The sequence below is a fragment of the Staphylococcus sp. IVB6181 genome (genome assembly GCF_025561445.1).
In the GTDB taxonomy this organism is placed as follows: domain Bacteria; phylum Bacillota; class Bacilli; order Staphylococcales; family Staphylococcaceae; genus Staphylococcus; species Staphylococcus simulans_B.
This window is the reverse complement of sequence record NZ_CP095096.1, coordinates 1,490,742-1,511,361: the sequence shown is the minus strand read 5'-3', so window position 1 is coordinate 1,511,361 and position 20,620 is coordinate 1,490,742. Positions and strand designations below refer to the sequence as shown.

The 20,620-nt window shown below is 36.3% G+C and carries 21 protein-coding genes; 1 reads left to right on the top strand and 20 read right to left on the bottom strand.

Features of this window, described 5'->3' with window-relative positions; all coding sequences use genetic code 11:
* Positions 1-22 precede the first annotated feature (22 nt).
* The gene (locus MUA90_RS07395; protein ID WP_105992728.1) at positions 23-880 is read left to right on the top strand and encodes an AraC family transcriptional regulator; all 858 of its coding nucleotides are present in this window, start codon (positions 23-25) and stop codon (positions 878-880) included.
* 117 nt (positions 881-997) lie between these two features.
* Here the strand turns inward: MUA90_RS07395 and gndA are convergent, their stop codons facing one another.
* From gndA to efp, 20 genes are all read right to left on the bottom strand, one after another.
* On the bottom strand, positions 998-2,407 hold the full coding sequence (gene gndA, locus MUA90_RS07390) for an NADP-dependent phosphogluconate dehydrogenase (RefSeq protein ID WP_114603307.1): 1,410 nt from the start codon (positions 2,405-2,407) through the stop codon (positions 998-1,000).
* Positions 2,408-2,487: 80 nt separating this feature from the next.
* Positions 2,488-3,612 carry a M20/M25/M40 family metallo-hydrolase gene (locus tag MUA90_RS07385; protein ID WP_262586032.1) on the bottom strand — a complete coding sequence of 375 codons (1,125 nt, stop codon included), beginning with the start codon at positions 3,610-3,612 and terminating at the stop codon, positions 2,488-2,490.
* Positions 3,613-3,962: 350 nt separating this feature from the next.
* Positions 3,963-4,940, bottom strand: coding sequence for an aromatic acid exporter family protein (locus MUA90_RS07380; protein ID WP_262586030.1), 978 nt, complete (start codon positions 4,938-4,940; stop codon positions 3,963-3,965).
* A gap of 12 nt (positions 4,941-4,952) precedes the next feature.
* On the bottom strand, positions 4,953-5,390 hold the full coding sequence (gene brxB / locus MUA90_RS07375; protein WP_262586028.1) for a bacilliredoxin BrxB: 438 nt from the start codon (positions 5,388-5,390) through the stop codon (positions 4,953-4,955).
* Positions 5,391-5,486: 96 nt separating this feature from the next.
* Entirely contained in the window at positions 5,487-6,779 is a 1,293-nt protein-coding gene (locus tag MUA90_RS07370; RefSeq protein ID WP_262586027.1) for a dihydrolipoamide acetyltransferase family protein, read from the bottom strand.
* Between the two features lie 18 nt (positions 6,780-6,797).
* A complete protein-coding gene (locus MUA90_RS07365; RefSeq protein WP_262586025.1) occupies positions 6,798-7,781 on the bottom strand; it encodes an alpha-ketoacid dehydrogenase subunit beta in 984 nt (327 codons plus the stop codon).
* Complete coding sequence (locus MUA90_RS07360) at positions 7,781-8,773, bottom strand: thiamine pyrophosphate-dependent dehydrogenase E1 component subunit alpha (RefSeq protein WP_262586024.1); 993 nt, start codon at positions 8,771-8,773, stop codon at positions 7,781-7,783. Before MUA90_RS07360 ends, MUA90_RS07365 begins: the two co-directional genes overlap by 1 nt.
* Positions 8,774-8,790: 17 nt before the next feature.
* A complete protein-coding gene (gene lpdA / locus MUA90_RS07355) occupies positions 8,791-10,215 on the bottom strand; it encodes a dihydrolipoyl dehydrogenase (RefSeq protein ID WP_262586022.1) in 1,425 nt (474 codons plus the stop codon).
* Between the two features lie 10 nt (positions 10,216-10,225).
* Positions 10,226-11,287 carry a butyrate kinase gene (gene buk, locus MUA90_RS07350; RefSeq protein ID WP_262586020.1) on the bottom strand — a complete coding sequence of 354 codons (1,062 nt, stop codon included), beginning with the start codon at positions 11,285-11,287 and terminating at the stop codon, positions 10,226-10,228.
* A 200-nt stretch (positions 11,288-11,487) separates the two neighbouring features.
* Positions 11,488-12,378: a phosphate acyltransferase gene (locus tag MUA90_RS07345; protein WP_262586019.1), complete on the bottom strand. Its 891-nt coding sequence runs from the start codon at positions 12,376-12,378 to the stop codon at positions 11,488-11,490.
* A gap of 24 nt (positions 12,379-12,402) precedes the next feature.
* Complete coding sequence (recN, locus tag MUA90_RS07340; RefSeq protein ID WP_262586018.1) at positions 12,403-14,082, bottom strand: DNA repair protein RecN; 1,680 nt, start codon at positions 14,080-14,082, stop codon at positions 12,403-12,405.
* 14 nt (positions 14,083-14,096) lie between these two features.
* On the bottom strand, positions 14,097-14,549 hold the full coding sequence (gene ahrC, locus MUA90_RS07335; RefSeq protein WP_262586016.1) for a transcriptional regulator AhrC/ArgR: 453 nt from the start codon (positions 14,547-14,549) through the stop codon (positions 14,097-14,099).
* A gap of 181 nt (positions 14,550-14,730) precedes the next feature.
* A complete protein-coding gene (locus MUA90_RS07330) occupies positions 14,731-15,645 on the bottom strand; it encodes a polyprenyl synthetase family protein (protein ID WP_262586014.1) in 915 nt (304 codons plus the stop codon).
* Positions 15,599-15,832 carry an exodeoxyribonuclease VII small subunit gene (locus MUA90_RS07325; RefSeq protein WP_262586013.1) on the bottom strand — a complete coding sequence of 78 codons (234 nt, stop codon included), beginning with the start codon at positions 15,830-15,832 and terminating at the stop codon, positions 15,599-15,601. Before MUA90_RS07325 ends, MUA90_RS07330 begins: the two co-directional genes overlap by 47 nt.
* On the bottom strand, positions 15,822-17,165 hold the full coding sequence (gene xseA, locus MUA90_RS07320) for an exodeoxyribonuclease VII large subunit (RefSeq protein WP_262586011.1): 1,344 nt from the start codon (positions 17,163-17,165) through the stop codon (positions 15,822-15,824). The genes MUA90_RS07325 and xseA overlap by 11 nt, the downstream gene beginning before the upstream one ends.
* Before the next feature lie 15 nt (positions 17,166-17,180).
* Positions 17,181-17,570: a transcription antitermination factor NusB gene (gene nusB, locus MUA90_RS07315; RefSeq protein WP_105992713.1), complete on the bottom strand. Its 390-nt coding sequence runs from the start codon at positions 17,568-17,570 to the stop codon at positions 17,181-17,183.
* A gap of 32 nt (positions 17,571-17,602) precedes the next feature.
* The gene (locus tag MUA90_RS07310) at positions 17,603-17,965 is read right to left on the bottom strand and encodes an Asp23/Gls24 family envelope stress response protein (RefSeq protein ID WP_105992712.1); all 363 of its coding nucleotides are present in this window, start codon (positions 17,963-17,965) and stop codon (positions 17,603-17,605) included.
* Between the two features lie 21 nt (positions 17,966-17,986).
* On the bottom strand, positions 17,987-19,339 hold the full coding sequence (gene accC, locus MUA90_RS07305; RefSeq protein ID WP_105992711.1) for an acetyl-CoA carboxylase biotin carboxylase subunit: 1,353 nt from the start codon (positions 19,337-19,339) through the stop codon (positions 17,987-17,989).
* A 2-nt stretch (positions 19,340-19,341) separates the two neighbouring features.
* Positions 19,342-19,815 carry an acetyl-CoA carboxylase biotin carboxyl carrier protein gene (gene accB, locus MUA90_RS07300; RefSeq protein WP_114603293.1) on the bottom strand — a complete coding sequence of 158 codons (474 nt, stop codon included), beginning with the start codon at positions 19,813-19,815 and terminating at the stop codon, positions 19,342-19,344.
* Between the two features lie 231 nt (positions 19,816-20,046).
* Complete coding sequence (gene efp, locus MUA90_RS07295; RefSeq protein WP_105992709.1) at positions 20,047-20,604, bottom strand: elongation factor P; 558 nt, start codon at positions 20,602-20,604, stop codon at positions 20,047-20,049.
* Between the last annotated feature and the right edge of the window lie 16 nt (positions 20,605-20,620).

Sequence of the window (20,620 nt, the reverse complement as noted above, 5' to 3'; positions counted from 1 at the left end):
AGTTATTTTAGGAGTGAGCACTTTGGACGTTATCAAGCAAATACAACAGGCGATTGTTTATATCGAGGATAGGATTCTTGAGCCTTTTCATTTGCAAGATTTAAGTGATTACGTTGGTCTTTCTCCAATGCATCTAGATCAGTCCTTTAAGATGATTGTCGGCTTATCTCCTAGTGAGTATGCAGAAGCGAGAAAATTAACGAAGGCGGCAGAAGATGTCATTGTGGGTGCCTATCGTTTAGTTGATATAGCAAAGAAATATCATTATCAAGACACCAATGATTTTGCGAATGCATTCAGTGATTATCATGGAATCTCTCCTATTCAAGCTAAATTAAAACAAGATGAATTAAAAATGCAGGAACGTTTGTATTTAAGAATTTCTACAACGGATCGTCCGCCGTATACTTATCGTTTAGAAACATCAGAGGACTATGCATTAGTAGGTTATGCAAGATTTATCAATACAGAGGAATTGAGCAATCCTTTCCTCGTAGCAGACTATTTAGAAGATTTATTGCATGACGGCAGAATTAAAGAGTTGCAACGCTATAATGATGTAAGCCCGCACGAGTTGTTTATCGTGAAATGTCCTTTAGACAATGGTGCTGAAATATTTGCGGGCGTCCCAAGCGAACGTTATCCTGCGCATATGGAAAGCAGATTTTTGCCTTCAAGACAGTATGCAAAATTTAATTTGCAAGGTGAAATCGATTTTGCGGTGAATGAAGCATGGCATTATATTGAAACTAGATTACAGCTGACAATGCCTTATGAGACTGATAGCTTATATGTAGAAATTTATCCGTTTGATATCTCATTTGATGATCCATTTACTAAAATGCAGTTATGGCTGCCGATTGACCCTGATGATCAATAATACTTTATCTGATTTAAACTATCATGTGAAACGTTAATAATTCGAAATTAAACACAAGAAAAGCCGCCAACCACTGGCGGCTTTTTACATGCACGATGTGCTGATTAAAATATTGAATTATTTTTCTTCTGCCCAATGTGTATGGAAAGTACCCTCTTGGTCTTTACGTTGATAAGTGTGGGCACCGAAGTAGTCACGTTGTGCTTGAATCAAGTTAGCTGGTAAGTTCTCTGAACGATAGCTGTCGAAGTAGTTGATACTTGCAGCGAATCCTGGTGTAGGTACACCGTTTGCAACACTTTCAGCAACAACATCGCGAAGTGCTGATTGATAATTTGTAACGATATCTTTAAAGTAAGGATCTAATAATAAGTTTTGCAACTCTGGATTATTGTCGTAAGCTTCTTTGATTTTTTGTAAGAATTGTGCACGGATGATACAACCTGCTCTCCAGATCATAGCTAAATCGCCAAGCTGTAAATTCCAGTTGCGTTCTTCGCTTGCTTTACGCATTTGTGCAAAGCCTTGTGCATAAGAACAGATTTTACTCATGTATAAAGCTTTACGGATTTTTTCTAAGAATTCTTCTTTATCGCCTTCGAATTTTGGAGAAGGTCCTGTTAATTCTTTAGAAGCCGCTACACGTTCTTCTTTCATTGAAGAGATGAAACGACCAAATACAGATTCAGTAATAATTGTTAAAGGTACACCTAGTTCAAGTGCGTTAATAGATGTCCATTTACCTGTACCTTTTTGACCTGCTTTATCCATCACTTTTTCTACCAATGGTGAACCGTCTTCGTCTAATTTGTTGAAGATTTCACCTGTGATTTCAATTAGATAGCTTTCAAGCTCTCCAGCGTTCCAATCTTTAAATGTTTGAGCGATTTCTGTATGAGACATGTGTAATGCATCTTTCATTAATGCATAGCTTTCTGCGATTAATTGCATGTCTGCATATTCAATACCATTGTGTACCATTTTTACATAGTGGCCAGCACCGTCTGGACCGATGTAAGTTACACATGGTGCACCATCGTCTGCTTTAGCAGCGATTGCTTCTAAAATATCAGCGACTTTATCATATGCTTCTTTTTGGCCGCCAGGCATAATTGAAGGGCCTGTTAATGCGCCTACTTCACCGCCTGATACACCTGTACCGATAAAGTTAATGCCGCTTTCTGCTAATGCTTTGTTTCGGCGGATAGTATCTTCGTAGTTTGTATTACCGCCATCAATTAAAATATCGCCGTCATCTAATAATGGTAATAATCCTTCGATTGTCGCATCTGTTGCTGGACCTGCTTTTACCATTAATAAAATTTTGCGAGGACGTTCTAATGAATTTACGAACTCTTCTAAAGAATAAGTGGGGTGAATGTTCTTACCTTTAGATTCTTCGACCATTGTATCTGTTTTTTCTTTTGAACGGTTATATACAGATACTGTATAGCCACGAGATTCAATATTCCAAGCTAAGTTTTTACCCATTACGGCTAAACCGACTACACCAATTTGTTGCGTCATATTACTTACCTCTCTTTGTTAAAATTTTCTATCTTATTGTATCACAATTAGCATTTCTGCTCACATAATCAAGCTTGTAACTATGCACTGACAAGTTCAACGATTTTTACAAGCTGTTGTGCTAATAAATTCAATGATTTGATTTCCATACGTTCTTCAGTTGTGTGAATGTTTTCATAACCGATACCGATAATGACTGTAGGAATACCTAAAGCATTGATGATATTCCCGTCAGAACCGCCGCCGGCAATGACTGTATTACCGCTTAAGCCTAGACTTTCAGCACTTTCTATGGCATAGCGTGTTACTTTTGCATCTTCAGCAACTTTAAAGCCTTGGTAGCTTTTTGTAGTTTCAATATCTGCTGAACATCCGTAAGCTTTTGCTGTTTCTGTAAACACATTTTTCATATGCTCGATTTGTGCTTCGATTTTTTCATTGGAATGTGATCTTGCTTCAGCATGCAATGTCACTTCATCCGCAACGATATTTGTTGCTGAACCGCCAGTAAAACTGCCGATATTAGCAGTAGTTTCCTCGTCTACTTGGCCTAATTTCATTTTGCTTACAGCTTTAGCAGCGATATTAATCGCACTAACCCCTTTGTTCGGCGTACTGGCATGCGCTTTTTTACCATGGATGACCGCACTGATTTTCATTTGAGTCGGTGCACCCAATACAGTCGTACCAATTGGCGCACTTGCATCGACTGCATATCCGAATTCAGCATCCAGAAGTTTTGGATCTAAAGCTTTAGCACCTAATAATCCTGATTCTTCTCCTACTGTGATGACAAATTGAATTTGCCCATGCGGAATATTATTTTCTTGGATAACATGGATAAGCTCGAATATAGCAGCAAGACCTGCTTTGTCATCTGCGCCTAATACAGTCGTACCATCTGAATAAATGTATCCGTCATCTTTAACAATCGGTTTTACATTAATACCTGGAACTACTGTATCCATGTGGCTGGTAAAGTAGATTTTTTGGGTGTTCGATTGGTTTTCTGTCGCATCTAAGGTACAAATTAAATTATTTGCGCCTAAATCAGGTTGATCACCTGCATGGTCTTCTTCTACTTTAAGACCTAAGTCTTCCAATTTTTTCTTTAGAATCGGTTGAATTATCTCTTCGTGTCCAGTCTCTGAATCGATTTGGACTAATTCTAAAAAAGTATTAAGTAAGCGTTGTTCATTAATCATGTCATAACCCCTTTCGCATATATCTATAGTGTATATCAACAATCATATTCAGAAAACTTATATGTTTCAAAACATAGGTTAAATTCATGATATAATAATTTATAAACTGTACATTGAAAAGGCTGCCATTTTGATTTAGAATAATGTACTATATTTATTAATACTTAGAAAGCTTATGTTGGAGGAGAATAACGTGTTTAAAGGAAAAGTTTCAAAAGTAGTTATTATTGTCATGTTAATTGCTGTTATTGTAGCGTTGATTTTATCAAGTTTAGCACCATTAATGCAGTAGCATTAAAAACAGAGTATGACCATATATTCATGAGCGAATATAAGGTCATACTCTGTTTTTATATTTCATCATATAATTTCAATGAACCAAAGTGAGATTTGATTTGCAAATAGCGTTCTAGTTCATTCACAATTTGTATTTCATTGGCTCTATTGATTAATGCCTCTTTTGATTGCGGCAACGCTTGGTCATATAAGTCTAAGTGAAGCTCATACAGCGAGTATAAACGCATTGCAGTATAATCGTTGCTGTTCACATTTTTAGCTATTTCCGCAAATAGATTGCCTAAACGGCGCACCATCTTATCTTCAAATTTGATATTTTTAAGAAGTTGTTCGATACGTTCGATAATTTCAAGTTGTTCCTCACGCATATCAAAATAATGATAATATGAGTTTTCATTTCTGACATAATGATTTTTAACATCTCTGAACGCATACGATTTCGCCTTTTGTATCTCTTTCTCTATTTCATTTAACGGCACATTTAAGTTAAAGTCAGTGTCATAGCAAACTTTGCTGAATGAATAGAAAGTTTCAGTGAATTGCTTTTCAATTGTATGCTTATATTTCTTTAATTGTTTCTCAAGACTCGGCATTATCAAGTTCATAATAAATGCAATACCTAAGCCGACGATAAGCAACAGTATTTCATTAATGAATAAATGCAAGTCGATGACCTTGGCATTGAAGACATGAAGCAAGATAACGCAGCTGGTAATAATGCCTTCTTGAACTTTCAGCATTACAGTCAGCGGTATGAAAAACAATACAATCAAACCTAAAACAATTGCATTTTGTCCTAACAAACTAAAGGCAAAAGAACCAATGATTAGTATAAGAACACAGGATACAAAACGGGATACAATTGCTTGAAGGGAATGGACTTTCGTATGTTTTATACATAAAACAACTAAAATGGCACTTGAAGAAAAATTATCTAAACCAATTAATTTGGCAATAATAATTCCAAGTGCCATTCCCACAGCAGTTTTTATCGTTCTAAATCCTATTTTATATGGATTAAAACGCATCATCTGCCTACCCTCTTATCGCTCTTCGCAATATTTTTCGAATAAGTTTTGAAGTTGCGTAATTACATCCATGATGTCATGTCCTTCGATTTGATGACGTTCTACCATCTCAGTAATTTTACCATCTTTAATAAGTGCGAATGATGGGCTTGAAGGTGCATATCCTTCAAAGTATTCTCTCGCGCGTTGTGTTGCTTCTTTATCTTGACCAGCAAATACAGAAACTAGACGATCAGGCAATTTATCGAAATGCAATGCATGTTCTGCAGCTGGACGTGCAATACCGCCTGCACAACCGCATACTGAGTTAATCATTACAAGTGAAGTACCATCTTGTTTAAGTACTGAATCTACATCTTCTGGCGTTGTAAGCTGCTCATAACCAGCATTTTCTATTTCTTTACGTGCTTGTTCAACTACATCGTTCATATATAAATCAAAATTCAAATCCATAATGAAATCACCTTTCAGTTCATGATAACGTTCTATTTTATTCTACTAATTAATTTAATAGAGTTCAACATGCCTGTTCGTTCATCTGAAACGTCATTAATAGATAGAGGTATGTTCAATTGTAAATTGTTCTACTCTATTTTTAATTGTATTCATAAATCGACCGGCTTGGAGACCATCTAAAATACGATGATCAATAGAAATACATAAGTTGACCATATTGCGGATTGCAATCATATCATCAATAACCACAGGTTTTTTAACAATTGATTCTACTTGCAGAATAGCTGCTTGCGGGTGATTGATAATACCCATTGAAGACACAGAGCCAAACGTACCTGTATTATTTACAGTAAATGTTCCGCCTTGCATATCAGCTTGTGTCAATTTATTATTACGTGCTTTAGTTGCTAATTCATTAATTTCACGTGCAATGCCTTTGATAGATTTTTCATCAGCATTATGAATCACTGGTGTGAATAATTTATCTTCTACTGCAACCGCAATAGAAATGTTAATGGCATTATGCACTTTGATTTCAGAACCTTGCCAGCTGCTGTTAAGCATTGGGAATTCTTTTAAAGCTTCAGCCACTGCTTTCACAAAGAATGCAAAGAATGTTAAGTTGTAACCTTCTTTTGCTTTAAATTGTGCTTTATGATGATTTCTTGTTTTCACCAAGTTTGTAGCATCAGCTTCAACCATCATCCAAGCATGCGGAATTTCAGTCACACTTTCAACCATATGTTTTGCAATGGCTTTTCTTACGCCGTTGACTGGAATAGATTCTCCAGCAAGATCATCAGAAACAGTGTTTGAAGGCGCATTTACAGCTGTTGCTGCACTTTCTAATGCTGCAGTGCTGTCTTGAACATTCGATTGCTCTAACATCAAGTCAGGGTTGCTAATAACATGTTCAATATCTTTCTTAGTCACACGACCTTCAAAGCCAGTCCCTTTTACTTGTGTTAAATCGATTTGATGTTCTGATGCCAATTTGAAGACTACAGGAGAATATCTGCCGTTATTTAATGGCTGATTTTCATTTTTTGTAGCTGACGCTGGTTGTGGTTGTTCTGCCTTTGCAGGTGCTTCTTCTTTAGCGGGTGTTTCTGATGGTATGTCATTATTTGATTCATCAGAAGCATTCGCTTCACCCTCAGCTTCAATTTCGCAAATAGGTGTCCCAACACTGATAGTTTCACCAGCTTCAACTAAGATTTTAGTAATTGTACCAGCTTCTGTAGATGGTACTTCTGCTGTTACTTTATCTGTAATGACTTCGCAAATAGGTTCATATTCTTCTATTTTGTCGCCGACTTCGACTAACCATTGTTCAATGGTACCTTCATGTACACTCTCTCCGAGTTTCGGCATTTTGATTTCCATGTCATAGGCCTCCTATAATTAAAAACGTGCTAATTCAAGCATTTTTTCTTTGATTTTATCCGGATTCATCATGAATTCATCTTCTAATGGCGGTGAAAACGGCATTGCTGGAACATCAGGACCAGCGAGACGCATAATCGGTGCATCTAAATCAAATAAGCAGTTTTCTGCGATAATCGCTGACACTTCTGACATAATGCTGCCTTCTAAATTATCTTCAGTTACTAATAAAATCTTGCCAGTACGTTTTGCACGTTCAATAATAGTTGATTTATCTAATGGATAAACAGTACGTAAATCTACTACTTCAACATCAATGCCCTCTTCAGCTAAAACATCTGCTGCTTGCAAACTGTAATTTACACATAAGCCGTAAGTAAAGACCGTAATATCGCTGCCTTCACGTTTAACATCAGCTTTGCCGATCGGCACTGTATAATATTCTTCCGGTACTTCTTCTTTTAATAAACGGTATGCTTTTTTGTGTTCGAAATACAAGACAGGGTCATTAGATTCTACTGATGCTAAAAGCAAACCTTTCGCATCATAAGGTGTAGAAGGAATAACAATCGTCAAACCTGGTGTCGATGCAAAAACACTTTCGATACTTTGCGAATGGTATAAGGCACCATGAATACCGCCGCCAAAAGGAGCACGGATTGTAACTGGCGCTTGCCAATCATTATTAGAACGGTAGCGCATTTTGGCTGCTTCACTCATTATTTGGTTAGTAGCTGGTAATATATATTCTGCAAATTGAATTTCAGCAATCGGATGTTTGCCTAACATAGAGGCGCCAATCGCTGTACCGACAATATTGGATTCAGCTAAAGGTGTATCAATCACACGTTCAATGCCGAATTTTTCCTGCAAGCCTAACGTAACGCCGAAAACGCCGCCTTTTTTACCTACGTCTTCGCCTAATACAAATACATTCGGATCTTTTTCCATAGCTTGATATATAGCTTGTTGGATTGCTGATAAATAAGTGATTTTTGCCATTATTCAAGCCCTCCTTCTTCGTAAACATGCGTATATGTTTCACTTGGGTCTGGATATGGTGAAGCTTCAGCTTCTTTAGTCGCTTTGTTTACAATCGCTTTATTTTCTTTTTCTACTTCAGCAAACCATTCGTCATTTGCAATGCCTAAATCAAGCAAGTGGGCTTTGAATTTGATATTGCAATCCAATGATTTCAAACCTTCTCTGATTTCTGGACTTCTGTATTGGTCATCGTCATCAGAAGAATGTGCTGTCATACGTGTACACATCGCTTCAAGCAATGTTGAACCTTCACCGTTAAGTGCTCTTTCTCGTGCTTCGTGCATGGCTTTATACATTGCAATCGGATCATTTCCATCAACACGTTCGCCATGAATGCCATAGCCTAATGCACGATCAGATAACTTCTCAGCCGCATACTGCAAGTGAGTAGGCACTGAAATCGCATATTCATTATTTTCAATGACACAAATAAATGGTAACTTTTGAACACCGGCAAAGTTCAATCCTTCATGAAAATCACCTTGGTTGGAAGTACCTTCGCCTAATGTTGCCATTGCAATATTAGGTTTTTTATCCATTTTAAGCGCTAATGCAGCACCGACACCTTGCAAGACTTGTGTGCCGACAGGTGAACTTTGTGATAGAATATCGACTTCTCTTTTACTGTAGTGAGAAGGCATTTGTTTACCGCCTGAATTAATATCGCCTTGTTTGCCGAAAGCAGACATCATTGTTTCAGCCGGTGTAATACCTAAATAAGTAATTAACGCTAAATCTCTATAATAAGGGGCTGAAACATCCCCTTTTTCCATAGCGAATGCCATACCGATTTGTGCTGCTTCTTGTCCTTGACAGCTGATAACGAAAGGAATTTTTCCTGCGCGGTTTAATAGCCACATTCTTTCGTCTATTTTGCGACCCAAATCCATCCATTTATACATCTCTTTTAAATCATTTTCGGTAAGACCGGCAGATTTATAATCAATCATCTTTCTTCCTCCTTTAATTAAGCGTGGACAGAGCGTTGTGCTGCTTTTAGTCCTGCTTCCATCAATACTTCAGATAATGAAGGATGTGCATGTGTTGTGAGACCTAATTCTAAAGTAGAACCATTCATAAATTGGAGCAGCGCTGCTTCATTAATTAATTCTGTAACATGCGGTCCAATCATACTTAGACCTAAAACAGTATCTGTTTCTTGATCTACGACAAGTTCGCAGAATCCGTCTTGTTGTTCAGCATCTTCAATCACAGCTTTGCCGATAGCTTTAAACGGTACTTTAAAACTGCGTGCTTTTTTATAATCAGCTGCTTTTGCCTGATCGATATTCATCCCTATTGAAGCAATTTCTGGATAAGTATAAATACATTTTGGAATCGCATTATAATCAACAGGGATAACTGTATCATCAAACATCGCTTCAACAGCAGTAGTACCTTCTTTAGAACCTGCGTGTGCAAGTTGTAATTTGCCAATACAATCGCCTGCAGCATAGATGTGTTGTTCTTGTGTTTGCTGCTGTTCATTCACTTCAATGAAGCCCTTTTCATCCAACTTGATTTTCGTATTATTCAAACCGATATCATCAGTGTTCGGTTTGCGGCCGACAGCAAGCAATATTTTATCAACAGTTAATGACTCATTTTCCAATTCTATGCTTGCTGAGTCTTCATTGATAGTGATATTCTCTTCTGACAGCTGAACGTTTTCATATATACTTACACCTCTATTTTCAAGATGCTTTTTCAGTGTCTTAGTAACAGTTTTGTTTTCATTCGGTAAAATACGCTCGCCTGCTTCAATAACTGTTACTTTCGTACCGAAGTCATTCAGTAATGAAGCAAACTCCATACCGATGACACCGCCGCCGATAATTGCAACCGACTCAGGCAGTTCTGTCATTTTCAAGATATCATTGCTTGATAACACAACATTATGGTCGAATGGTAAAAATGGTAACTCTGCAGGTCTTGATCCTGTTGCAATTAATACATAATCATTTGGAATTAATTCTGAATTGCCATCTGCATATTCTACAGAAATAGTACCAGGTTGCGGTGAGAATATAGATGAGCCTAGTATTCTTCCTGTACCGTTATAAATATCTATATGATTATGCTGCATCAGATGTTTGACGCCTGTATGCATTTGCGCAACAATTTCATCTTTTCGTTCATATACTTTTTCGTAATTCAATTGGAATTGAGCTGTATCAACACCATACAAGGCCGCATTTTTAACAGTATGTAATACTTCAGCTGACTTAAGCAATGCTTTTGTCGGAATACATCCTTTATGCAGACATGTGCCTCCAAGTAATTGATTTTCAACAATTGCGACTTTCTTTCCAAGCTGTGAAGCACGAATTCCTGCTACATAACCCGCAGTTCCACCGCCAAGAATGACTAAATCATATTGTTCTTCTGCCATAATTGAACTCCTAACTATATTGTTTTACTGATTCTTGTAGATTTACAGTTTCATATACCCTATTTGCAAGCGACTCCATTTCCAATTCACCTGGATAAACTTTGACAGGTGCAATCCAATTGGTATATTCAGCAATTTTATTGGTAATCAAACTGCTGTAAGCAATACCGCCTGTCAAAATGATTTGATCTGTTCGACCTTTGAAAATGACAGCTCTTTCACCGATTGCTTTAGCAATTTGGTATATCATTGTATCTAATATTAAACGCACTTCTTCTGAATCCTGCTCATAACGTTTAACAAGGGCTTGGATATTATTTGTTTCATATAAACTCATAATTCCAGTTTGTTTGCTGATAAAGTGATTTAATTCCTCAGGCGAATAATGATGTGTATGACCAAATTGATAGAGTAGGTCATTTGGTATACTGCCAGCCCTTTCTGGACTCAAGGGTCCTTCAGCGTACAAGCCTTCATTGACATCTGCAACTTTCCCTTGCAAGTGTGCACCAATCGTTATGCCGCCTCCCATATGTGCAACAATAACATTGACTTCATCATACTTTTTATTTTGAGATTGCGCAAATTTGCGCGCAACAGCTTTTTGATTCAACGCATGAAATACACTTCTGCGATGAATGCCTTTAATCCCCGTCATTCTAGCAATATCGACGAGTTCATCAACGACAACCGGATCAACAATATAAACAGGCACATCTAAAGTATGACCTAAATTATAACCGATAATAACGCTTAAATTAGAGGCATGGACACCATATTTAAAATGTCTTAAATCATCATACATTGCTTTGTTTACAGCATAAGTTCCTCCGGCAATCGGTTTCAGCAAACCGCCTCGGCAAGCAATGGCATCGATACTGTTTAAGCCTGGCGTTGAAGCTTCGATAAATGCTTTAATAGCTTCAATTCTATAAGGCTCTTGCTCTAACAACGGCTTTTGTGTAATTGTGATGTCGTGCTGTATAGTTTCTATAGCAGCACATTGCTTATTTTTGAAGAAAGCAATTTTAGATGATGTGCTCCCTAAGTTGATAACAAGAATATTGGTCATAAGTTCCACCTGCTTTGATTTGAATCTTCGATGTTGAATACTTGTTGTTTTTTAAAAAACTACCCTTTATATTTTACCTTATTCAAGTAATATTTTTAAAGTAATCTTAATAGGAAAGTACTAACTTGTTACTAACTTTGAGTTAATTTTCATGAAAAAAAGTTCTCCTCCCAATATGAAGAAGAACTAAAACGCTTTATTTATTTAAGTGTATGCAATGCTAAAATAGCTGAATTCACTTTATTTTGTACTGAATCTGCTCTTGAAGTCAGTACAATCGGAAATTTAGAACCTAAAATTAAATTCGCTGTTTGTGCATTCGCAAAATAAGTAAACGCTTTATATAAAGCATTCCCTACATCAATATGCGGTACTATCAGTGCATCAATATCTCCAGCAATATCAGAATCGATATTTTTCTCGATAGCACTTTCTTTATCAATGGCATTATCAAATGCGAACGGGCCATCTACTTTTAGATAGTCATCTTCTTTAAAATGCGCTGCAATTTCAGCAGCATCAATAGAAGATGGAATTTTAGAAGTTGGATGTTCTACTGACGATAACAAACCGACATTAAGTGAAGCATAGCCGATTTTTTTAGCGAAAATCTCTATGTTTTCAATCATTTGAATACGCTCATCGATACTTGGGTGAACATTTAAAGCTACGTCGCTCAGTATCAGCATTTTGTGATAAGAAGGAATATCAAAACATGCCACATGATTTAAGAAATGCTGCTTATCCATAAATGACTTATTCTTCAGCACAAAAGATAAAATTTCAGATGAAGTGATGTCGCCTTTCATCAAAACATGTGTTACTTGCTGATTTAAATCATCTGCACACTTTTGAAATACATCTTCCCGCTCTTGAAACGTTCTTAAATGAATACGGTTTAAAAACGCACTATCAATATTAAAAGAGCGAATTAATTCTGTCGGATCTTTTACACCATATAGTGTGACATGACAATTAGTTTGTTCTAAAATCTCAATAATTGATGCAATCGTCTTTTCATCATTTGCGAACAAGACACCGATATTACCTTCTAATGCATTAGCGTTTGAAATTAATGCTTCAAATTGCATAGCTAGATTCCTCCCATTTTATGTTCACTGCGCACCATGATTTTGTTCTATCATTTCTTTCGCATTTTCTCTGGTTAATTGTGTAACATTGGCACCTGAAATCATTCTGGCTACTTCATCAATGCGATTTTCACCTGTCAATTCTTCAACGCTTGTTGTTGTTCTGTCTTCTTGTGATGCTTTGCTGATTAATAAGTGATGATCGCTCATAGACGCAACTTGCGGCAAGTGAGAAATACAAATAACTTGAATATACTTAGAAATGTCTCGCATTTTTTCAGCCATTTTTTGTGCCGCAATACCAGAAACGCCTGAGTCTACCTCATCAAATAAAATTGCTGTTTGTCCTCTGGATTTCACAAAGATACTTTTTAACGCCAGCATGATACGAGATAATTCGCCGCCTGAAGCGATTTTAGCTAAACTTTTAAGCGGTTCGCCTTTATTCGGGCTGATAAGAATTTCTATTTTTTCAATACCCTCTGCACTAGGTTCTTCTAACGGTTTGAATGAAATTTCTAAATTTGCATCATTCATTTGGAGATTTTGAATCTCATCTACAATGTGGTCTCTTAATTCTCTTGCGACCAAGCGTCTTTCTTTAGAAAGTGCTTTACCCTCTTCAAGCAGTTGCGCATGCAATTGAGAAATTTCATCTTTTAGATTTGCAGTGCTTTGTTCATAGTTCTCGATTTTATTAATCTCATCGTTCAGTTTTTCTTGATACTGCATCAATTGGCTGATATCTTTGCCATATTTACGTTTTAAATTGTTAAGCAGGTTCATACGTGATTCGAGTTCATTTAAATATTGTTCATCAAATTCCGTATTGGATAGTTCATCATACAATTCATGTTTGGCATCTTCCAAAGTATAATAAAATTGATCGACTTGTTCTTTTAATGCTGTGAACTTTTTAGGAATAATTTCATCAATTCTTTGAAGCTGTTGGCTTAATTCATATAAACGGTCTGGAATGGCTTGTTCATCTGTTAAAGTTACATGCGCTGCATTAAGCGCTAAGCTTAAATTTTCTGAATTCTGAATACGTTTTATATCTGCTTCTAACTGTTCGATTTCTCCTTCTTGAAGGTTGGCTTCAGCTAACTCTTCAGCTTGGAATTTCATCAAGTCTAATCTTTGAAGCAATGCTTGGTCAGCAGATTCTAATTCATCTAATTCATGTGTCTTAGCTTTATAATTTTGATACGTTGTCTGGTATTGATTAAGCACCGACTCGTATTTGCCATCTGCATATGAATCCACTAATTGCAGATGATATTTTTGTTTTAACAAAGATTGTGTTTCATGTTGTCCGTGAATATCTAGCAATTCTTGCATAATCAGACGCAAGTCATGCAAAGTAACAGTTTGGTTATTCACTTTGCATAGACTCTTGCCTGAACTGAATATTTCTCTCTTAACGATCAGGAAATCTTCATCCGCATCAATTTCTAATGTCTTAAGCGTATCAATGACTGCTGGATTGTTATCAATATCGAAAATTCCTTCAATCGTTGCTTTCTTTTCGCCATGACGAACAAAGTCTGAAGATGCACGCATACCTATTAATTGTCCGATTGCATCTATGATGATAGATTTACCTGCACCAGTCTCCCCGCTTAAAACGGTTAGCCCATCGCCAAAATTAATTTCTAATTCATCAATGATAGCAAACTGTTTAATTGTTAATGTTTGTAACATGGCTCATCGCTTCCTTATAACAGATTAAAAATACGTGTCTTAATTTCATTTGCTGATGCTTCATCATGGCAAATGAGTAAGCATGTATCGTCACCGCAAATTGTACCGAGTACTTCGTCCCAGTCGATTTGGTCTAAAATAGCACCGATAGATTGTGCGTTGCCGGGTAAAGTTTTAAGTACTAATAAGTTGCCTGTTCCTTCGATATTGACGAAAGAATCCATCAAATAACGCCCTAATTTTTCAAAGGGATGATATTTTCTGTCGTTTGGCAAACTGTAAATATATTGTCCTGTCGGAGCAGGTACTTTGATTAATTGCAACTCTTTAATATCTCTTGATACTGTTGCTTGTGTTACATTTAAATCGAATTGGTTCAAACGTTTTACTAATTCATCTTGAGTTTCAACCTGTTCAGTGGATATGATTTCTCTGATTTTTATATGTCTTACTGATTTTTTAGCCACTACTTTCACACCTCAAATTACGAATATTTATACAATCATAGTATCACATGTTTAAAGAAATTGCTTTGATTTTCTTTAAATTACTATGCAATAAAAATGAATAGCGTGCATAATTATAAAATATTGTAAATAGAAATAAGCTAAGCTTAAATGGGAAAATTTAAGGCTCAGCTTATTTTGTTTAGTGATCTCTTTTATAAAATAACTGTGTTAATTTTTCTAATTCAGTTGTATCGTATTGCTTTGCAGCAAGCTGTTTTAGGCATTTTTCAGCTTCTTCTACATGATACTGCAAGCGTTGTTCAGTGTTTTTTAGACCTAATAATGTAACATAAGTACTTTTATGATTTTTTTCATCACTGCCTACAGGTTTGCCGAGTTTTTCAGCATCACCGTAAACATCTAATAAATCATCTTTGATTTGGAAAATCAAACCAAGATGACCGCTGTAAGTATCTAAAATTTGAGAGACATCAGCGTCTGTTTTAGCAATCGTCGCTGCAGCATTAATCGCAAAAGATAATAAAGCACCTGTTTTTTCACGATGGATATGCTGTAAAGTCTCTAAATCAATCTTTTTATTTTCGCTTTCCATATCTAATGTTTGTCCGCCGACCATGCCTAGGTGGCCGCTTGCATCAGATAGTTGTGCGACTAATGTTATTCGAGTTTCAGCATCAATAGATGTGTCTTTACTAATTAAATTGAATGCTTTCGTAAGCAAAGCATCACCTGCTAATAATGCTTTCCAATCACCATATACTTTATGATTCGTTAATTTTCCACGGCGATAGTCGTCATTGTCCATTGAAGGCAGATCATCATGAATGAGTGAATAAGTATGAACCATTTCTAATGCTAATGCTGTTTGTACACCTTTATCATAAGAATGGTCAGCATTCAACATTTTCAAAGTTTCTAATAAAAGGACAGGACGAATACGTTTACCGCCTGCTTCCAAAGAATAACGCATACTTTCTTCCAGGTTTGTTCCGAGCGGAGAATCAGGTATCATTTTTAATAATTGTTTATTAATCATTTCTATCATATTATTTATCATCACTTTCAGCTGAAACTTCAGTTTCTTCTCCCTCATCATTCTTCATGAGTTCATTCACTTTTTTCTCAGCATTTTTTAACGTTTCGTCGCAAGCTGCTGAAAGTTTCATGCCTCTTTGATAAAGATTTAAAGCATCTTCTAAAGAGACAGCTTCATTATCCAACTTTTTAACAATGCCTTCTAATTCTTCCATCATATTTTCGAAACTCTGATTATTGCTCATCTTTATTACACCTAACTTTCTTAACTATCGCATCAACTTCGCCATCTTTCATCGTTAAGCTGATATTATCATTAGTTTTTAATGCTTGTGTACTTGTAATCACTTGATCATCTTTATTAACAATCGTATATCCGCGCAGCATAGTATTTGTCGGGCTCAGGTTGTTTAAACTTTCTAAGCGCTGCGCTAAATTAGATTTAGCATTATGAAGAATATTTTGAATCGCTTTATTCATCGTATCGTCTAATTGTGTTTTATATGTTTTTGATTGTTGCGCCAATTGCTGCAAATCTCTGATGTTAATACGGTTATTCAGCAAATCTAAGCGTTGACGCAGACTTGTCAGCTGATTGTTCATACTGATATTAAGTTGACGCTCTAAATCATCACGTCTTTGTATTTGTTGATCATACAATAAAGAAGGTTGTTTAAACTTATAGTATGAAGCTACATGTTCTAAGTGTTTTTTCTGATTGTTGATTAATTGCACAATATGGCGTGACAGATTCAACTCCATCTGTTTGATATATTGGCTTAACTCCACTTGGTCTGGTGTAGCTATAACTGCAGCTTGTGTCGGTGTAGCAGCTCTCACATCTGCCACAAAATCGCTGAGTGTAAAGTCTGTTTCATGGCCTACAGCTGATATAACAGGTGTTTTATTATTGAAGATGGCTCTGACAACTTCTTCTTCGTTAAAGTTCCATAAATCTTCAATTGAACCGCCGCCGCGGCCTAAAATAATTACATCAGCCCCTAATGTATCTGCATATTCTAATTTTTCAACGATATCCTTTTTAGCCTGATCCCCTTGTACTAATGTGCTGATTTGAATTTGTTCAACAAGCGGGAAACGACTGTTAATTGTAGAATGGATATCTCTGATAGCTGCACCGGTACTGGCAGTTAAGACAGCTATTTTCTTAGGAAACTTAGGAATCGGTTTTTTATGTTCCATATTGAATAAGCCTTGTTTTGTCAGATCCTTTTTCAATGCTTCTAAACGCTGATACAAATTACCTACACCATCTAAATGCATTTTATTTACATAGATTTGATAATTGCCTCGACGTTCATAAACAGAAACACGTGCCTCAATCAAGACTTCATCCCCCTCTTTTGGAGAAAAGTCTAATTTGCTTGCTTGTGCTTTGAACATCATCGCATTGACGACACTGTTATTATCTTTAAGATTAAAATATAAGTGTCCGCTGCTGTGCTTTTTAAAGTTCGACAATTCTCCTTTTAACAGCACAGATTGCAAATGCGGATCTTGATCAAATTTATATTTAATATATTTGGTTAAGGCTGTAACACTTAAATAATCGGACATTCTTATCACTCTATCCTATTGATTTAAATTACTCAACACGCCGTTAATAAAGCGATAGTGATCATCGTCGCTGAATTGTTTCGCAAGCTCGACTGCTTCATTGATGACCACTTTTGGCGGTGTATCGCTATGCTTAAGTTCAAAAGCTGCTATTCTTAGTATAATGCGATCGGTTTTTAATAATCGAGATACTTTCCAGTCTTTAAGATTTTCTTGAATTTGTTCATCTAGTACGCTTTCATGGTCTTTAACGCCTGAAACCAGCCAATGAATAAAATCAAATTCCAAGTCTGGATAATCATCTTTAATAAAGTTAATGGCTTCGTCTATAGATAAATCTGTATTTTTCATTTCAAGTTGGAATAGTGCTTGAAATGCTTGGCTTCTTGATTCTTTACGACTCATTTAGAGTTGCTCCTTTTTTATCTTATTTCTTATTACTTTTCAACCTCGATATGTGTAATATGAACGTTGACTTGTTTAGGAACTATAGTTGTCATGTTGCTGAGTGAATTGAAAATTGTCTCTTGAATTTTCAATGCAGTTTTAGAAATGTTTATACCATATTTAAACTCACAGAATACATCTATATAAATTCCATCTTCTTTTGTATCTAATTTGATACCCTTAGTCAGATTTTTTCGGTTCAGTTTTTCTGGAGATGCATTTTTTAATTCGGCAAAGTGTCCAGCAAGCCCTTCAATTTCAGATGTTGCAATGCTTGCAATTGAAATTAAGACTTCAGGTGAAATTTCAATTCTTCCTAGCTGTGAATGTGTATTTTCTGATACCTTAACCATATATTAGCCTCCTAATCAAAGTTAGTCTTCATTCATAATGTTATTTTGTTCTAAGAACTTGGTGCTGTATTGTCCGCTGTTGAAAATATCATTTTCCAATAGACGGATATGGAAAGGAATAGTTGTATCAATACCAAGTACTAAAAACTCGCTTAATGCTCGTAAGCCGGCCATGATTGTTTGTTCACGTGTAGGTTCATGCACAATCAGTTTAGCAACCATAGAATCATAGTAAGGCGGAATTGTATAGTTTGTATAGCAAGCAGATTCGATACGAACACCAAAGCCGCCAGGTGCTAAATATTGTGTGATTTTACCAGGTGATGGCATGAAGTTTTTATAAGGGTTTTCCGCATTAATACGAAATTCCATAGCATGGCCATTGATTTTTATATCTTCTTGCTTAAACGGCAAGGGTTCTCCCATTGCTACTTGAAGTTGAAGTTTGACTAAATCAACACCTGTGACCATTTCAGTAACTGGGTGCTCAACTTGGATTCTTGTGTTCATTTCCATGAAGTAATACTCATCTGTATCTAAATCATAGATATATTCAATCGTTCCGGCATTTTCATAATTTACAGCTTTAGCCGCTCTGATTGATGCTTGCCCCATTTCATGACGTTTTTCTTCTGTTAGAATCGGAGAAGGTGCTTCTTCGACAAGTTTCTGCATTCTTCTTTGAATCGTACAGTCGCGTTCCCCTAGTTGTATAACGTTGCCATACTGATCCCCGATAATTTGAAATTCGATGTGACGGAAATTTTCTATGAATTTTTCTAAATATAGTCCGCCATTGCCGAATGCTGTTTCAGCCTCTTGCTGTGTCATTTTATAACCATTTTCTAATTCTTTCTCATCACGTGCAACACGAATCCCTTTACCGCCGCCGCCGGCAGTAGCTTTGATAATAACTGGATATCCGATTTCCTCAGCTGTTTTCTTAGCATCTTCAATTGATTCTACAAGTCCATCGCTGCCTGGTACGACCGGTACATTCGCATTAATCATTTCATCTTTTGCGACGTCTTTAATACCCATTTTTTGAATAGACTCATAGCTTGGTCCGACAAATTTAAGTTGGCAAGCTTCGCATAATTCCGCAAAATCACCGTTTTCAGCTAAAAAGCCGTATCCAGGATGCACTGCATCACAACCTGTTGAAGTTGCGATAGATAAAATGTTTGGAATGTTTAAATAAGAATCCTTAGATTGTGTAGGACCTACACAGTATGCTTCATCAGCAATTTGAGTATGTAATGCGTCTTTATCCCCTTCAGAATAAATTGCTACTGTGTGCAATCCTAAATCCTTACATGCTCTAATGATTCGAACCGCGATTTCTCCGCGGTTGGCGATTAATACCTTTTTCATAATTATTTCACCTTGAACAACGGTTGGCCATACTCTACCATTTGTCCGTCTTCAACTAAGATTTCAGTAATTTCCCCAGATACTTCAGCTTGAATTTCATTAAATAATTTCATCGCTTCTAATATACATACTGTAGAATCATTTGAAACTGTGTCCCCAACTTTGACATATGCTTCTTCTTCTGGTGATGGCGATTTATAGAAAGTTCCCACCATAGGTGCATTAATTGTTTTGCCTTGATCCGCATCTGAATTAGCAGCAGCTGATGTTTCGCTGGCAGCTGATTCATTTTGAACAGGTGCAGGTGCAGCTGTTTGTTGTGGGAAAGCTTGCTGCGAAATCTGAGGTGTAATAATTTCTCTTTCTTTTTCTTTCTTCAAATTAATGATACTTCCCTTATTGTCCTCTATATTAATTTCAGTAAGATTTGAATTATCTAGTATTTCGATTAATTCCTTGATTTCTTTAAAATTCATAGTACTGCTCCTTCAGATTGTTTTTACTCTTCTTGTATATTTTACTTGAGTGAAATTATCAATTCAAGCATATCACTGCAACTTTAACTAAGTATATCGGTATGAAAATGACGATTAAATAAAAAGAAGCCCTTTTCTTAAACCTCCTCAACGTGATAAAACCAATGTTTCATTTAGAAACCATTTAATTTCTGTTGTTGAGTTAGGATATAAGAAAAGGGTGATAAATTATTAAGCTCTTGAAACGTAGCTGCCGTCGCTAGTGTTGATAACTAGGACATCTCCTTCGTTTACGAATAGAGGTACGTTAAGTGTGTAGCCTGTTTCGACAGTAGCAGATTTAGTGGCACCAGTTGCTGTATCACCTTTAATACCTGGCTCAGTTTCTGTAACTGCAAGCTCAACTGTTTTCGGAAGTTCAACACCGATTGTTTCGCCTTCATAAGTTTGGATTTGTACTTCCATGTTTGCTTTTAAGTATTTTAATTCATCTTCTAAATAATCTCCAGATAGTTCTGTTTGTTCGAAAGTTTGGTTGTCCATGAATACGTGTGAATCGCCATCCGCATATAAATATTGCATACGGTGGTTTTCAATCATAGCTTGTTCAACTTTTTCACCAGCACGGAATGTTTTCTCTTGAATCGCACCAGTTCTTAAATTTCTTAATTTAGAACGAACGAACGCAGAACCTTTTCCGGGTTTTACGTGTTGGAAATCAATAACTTTCCAAATACCATTATCTACAGATATTGTTAAACCTGTTTTAAAATCATTAACCGAAATCATCCAGTTTCCTCCTCAT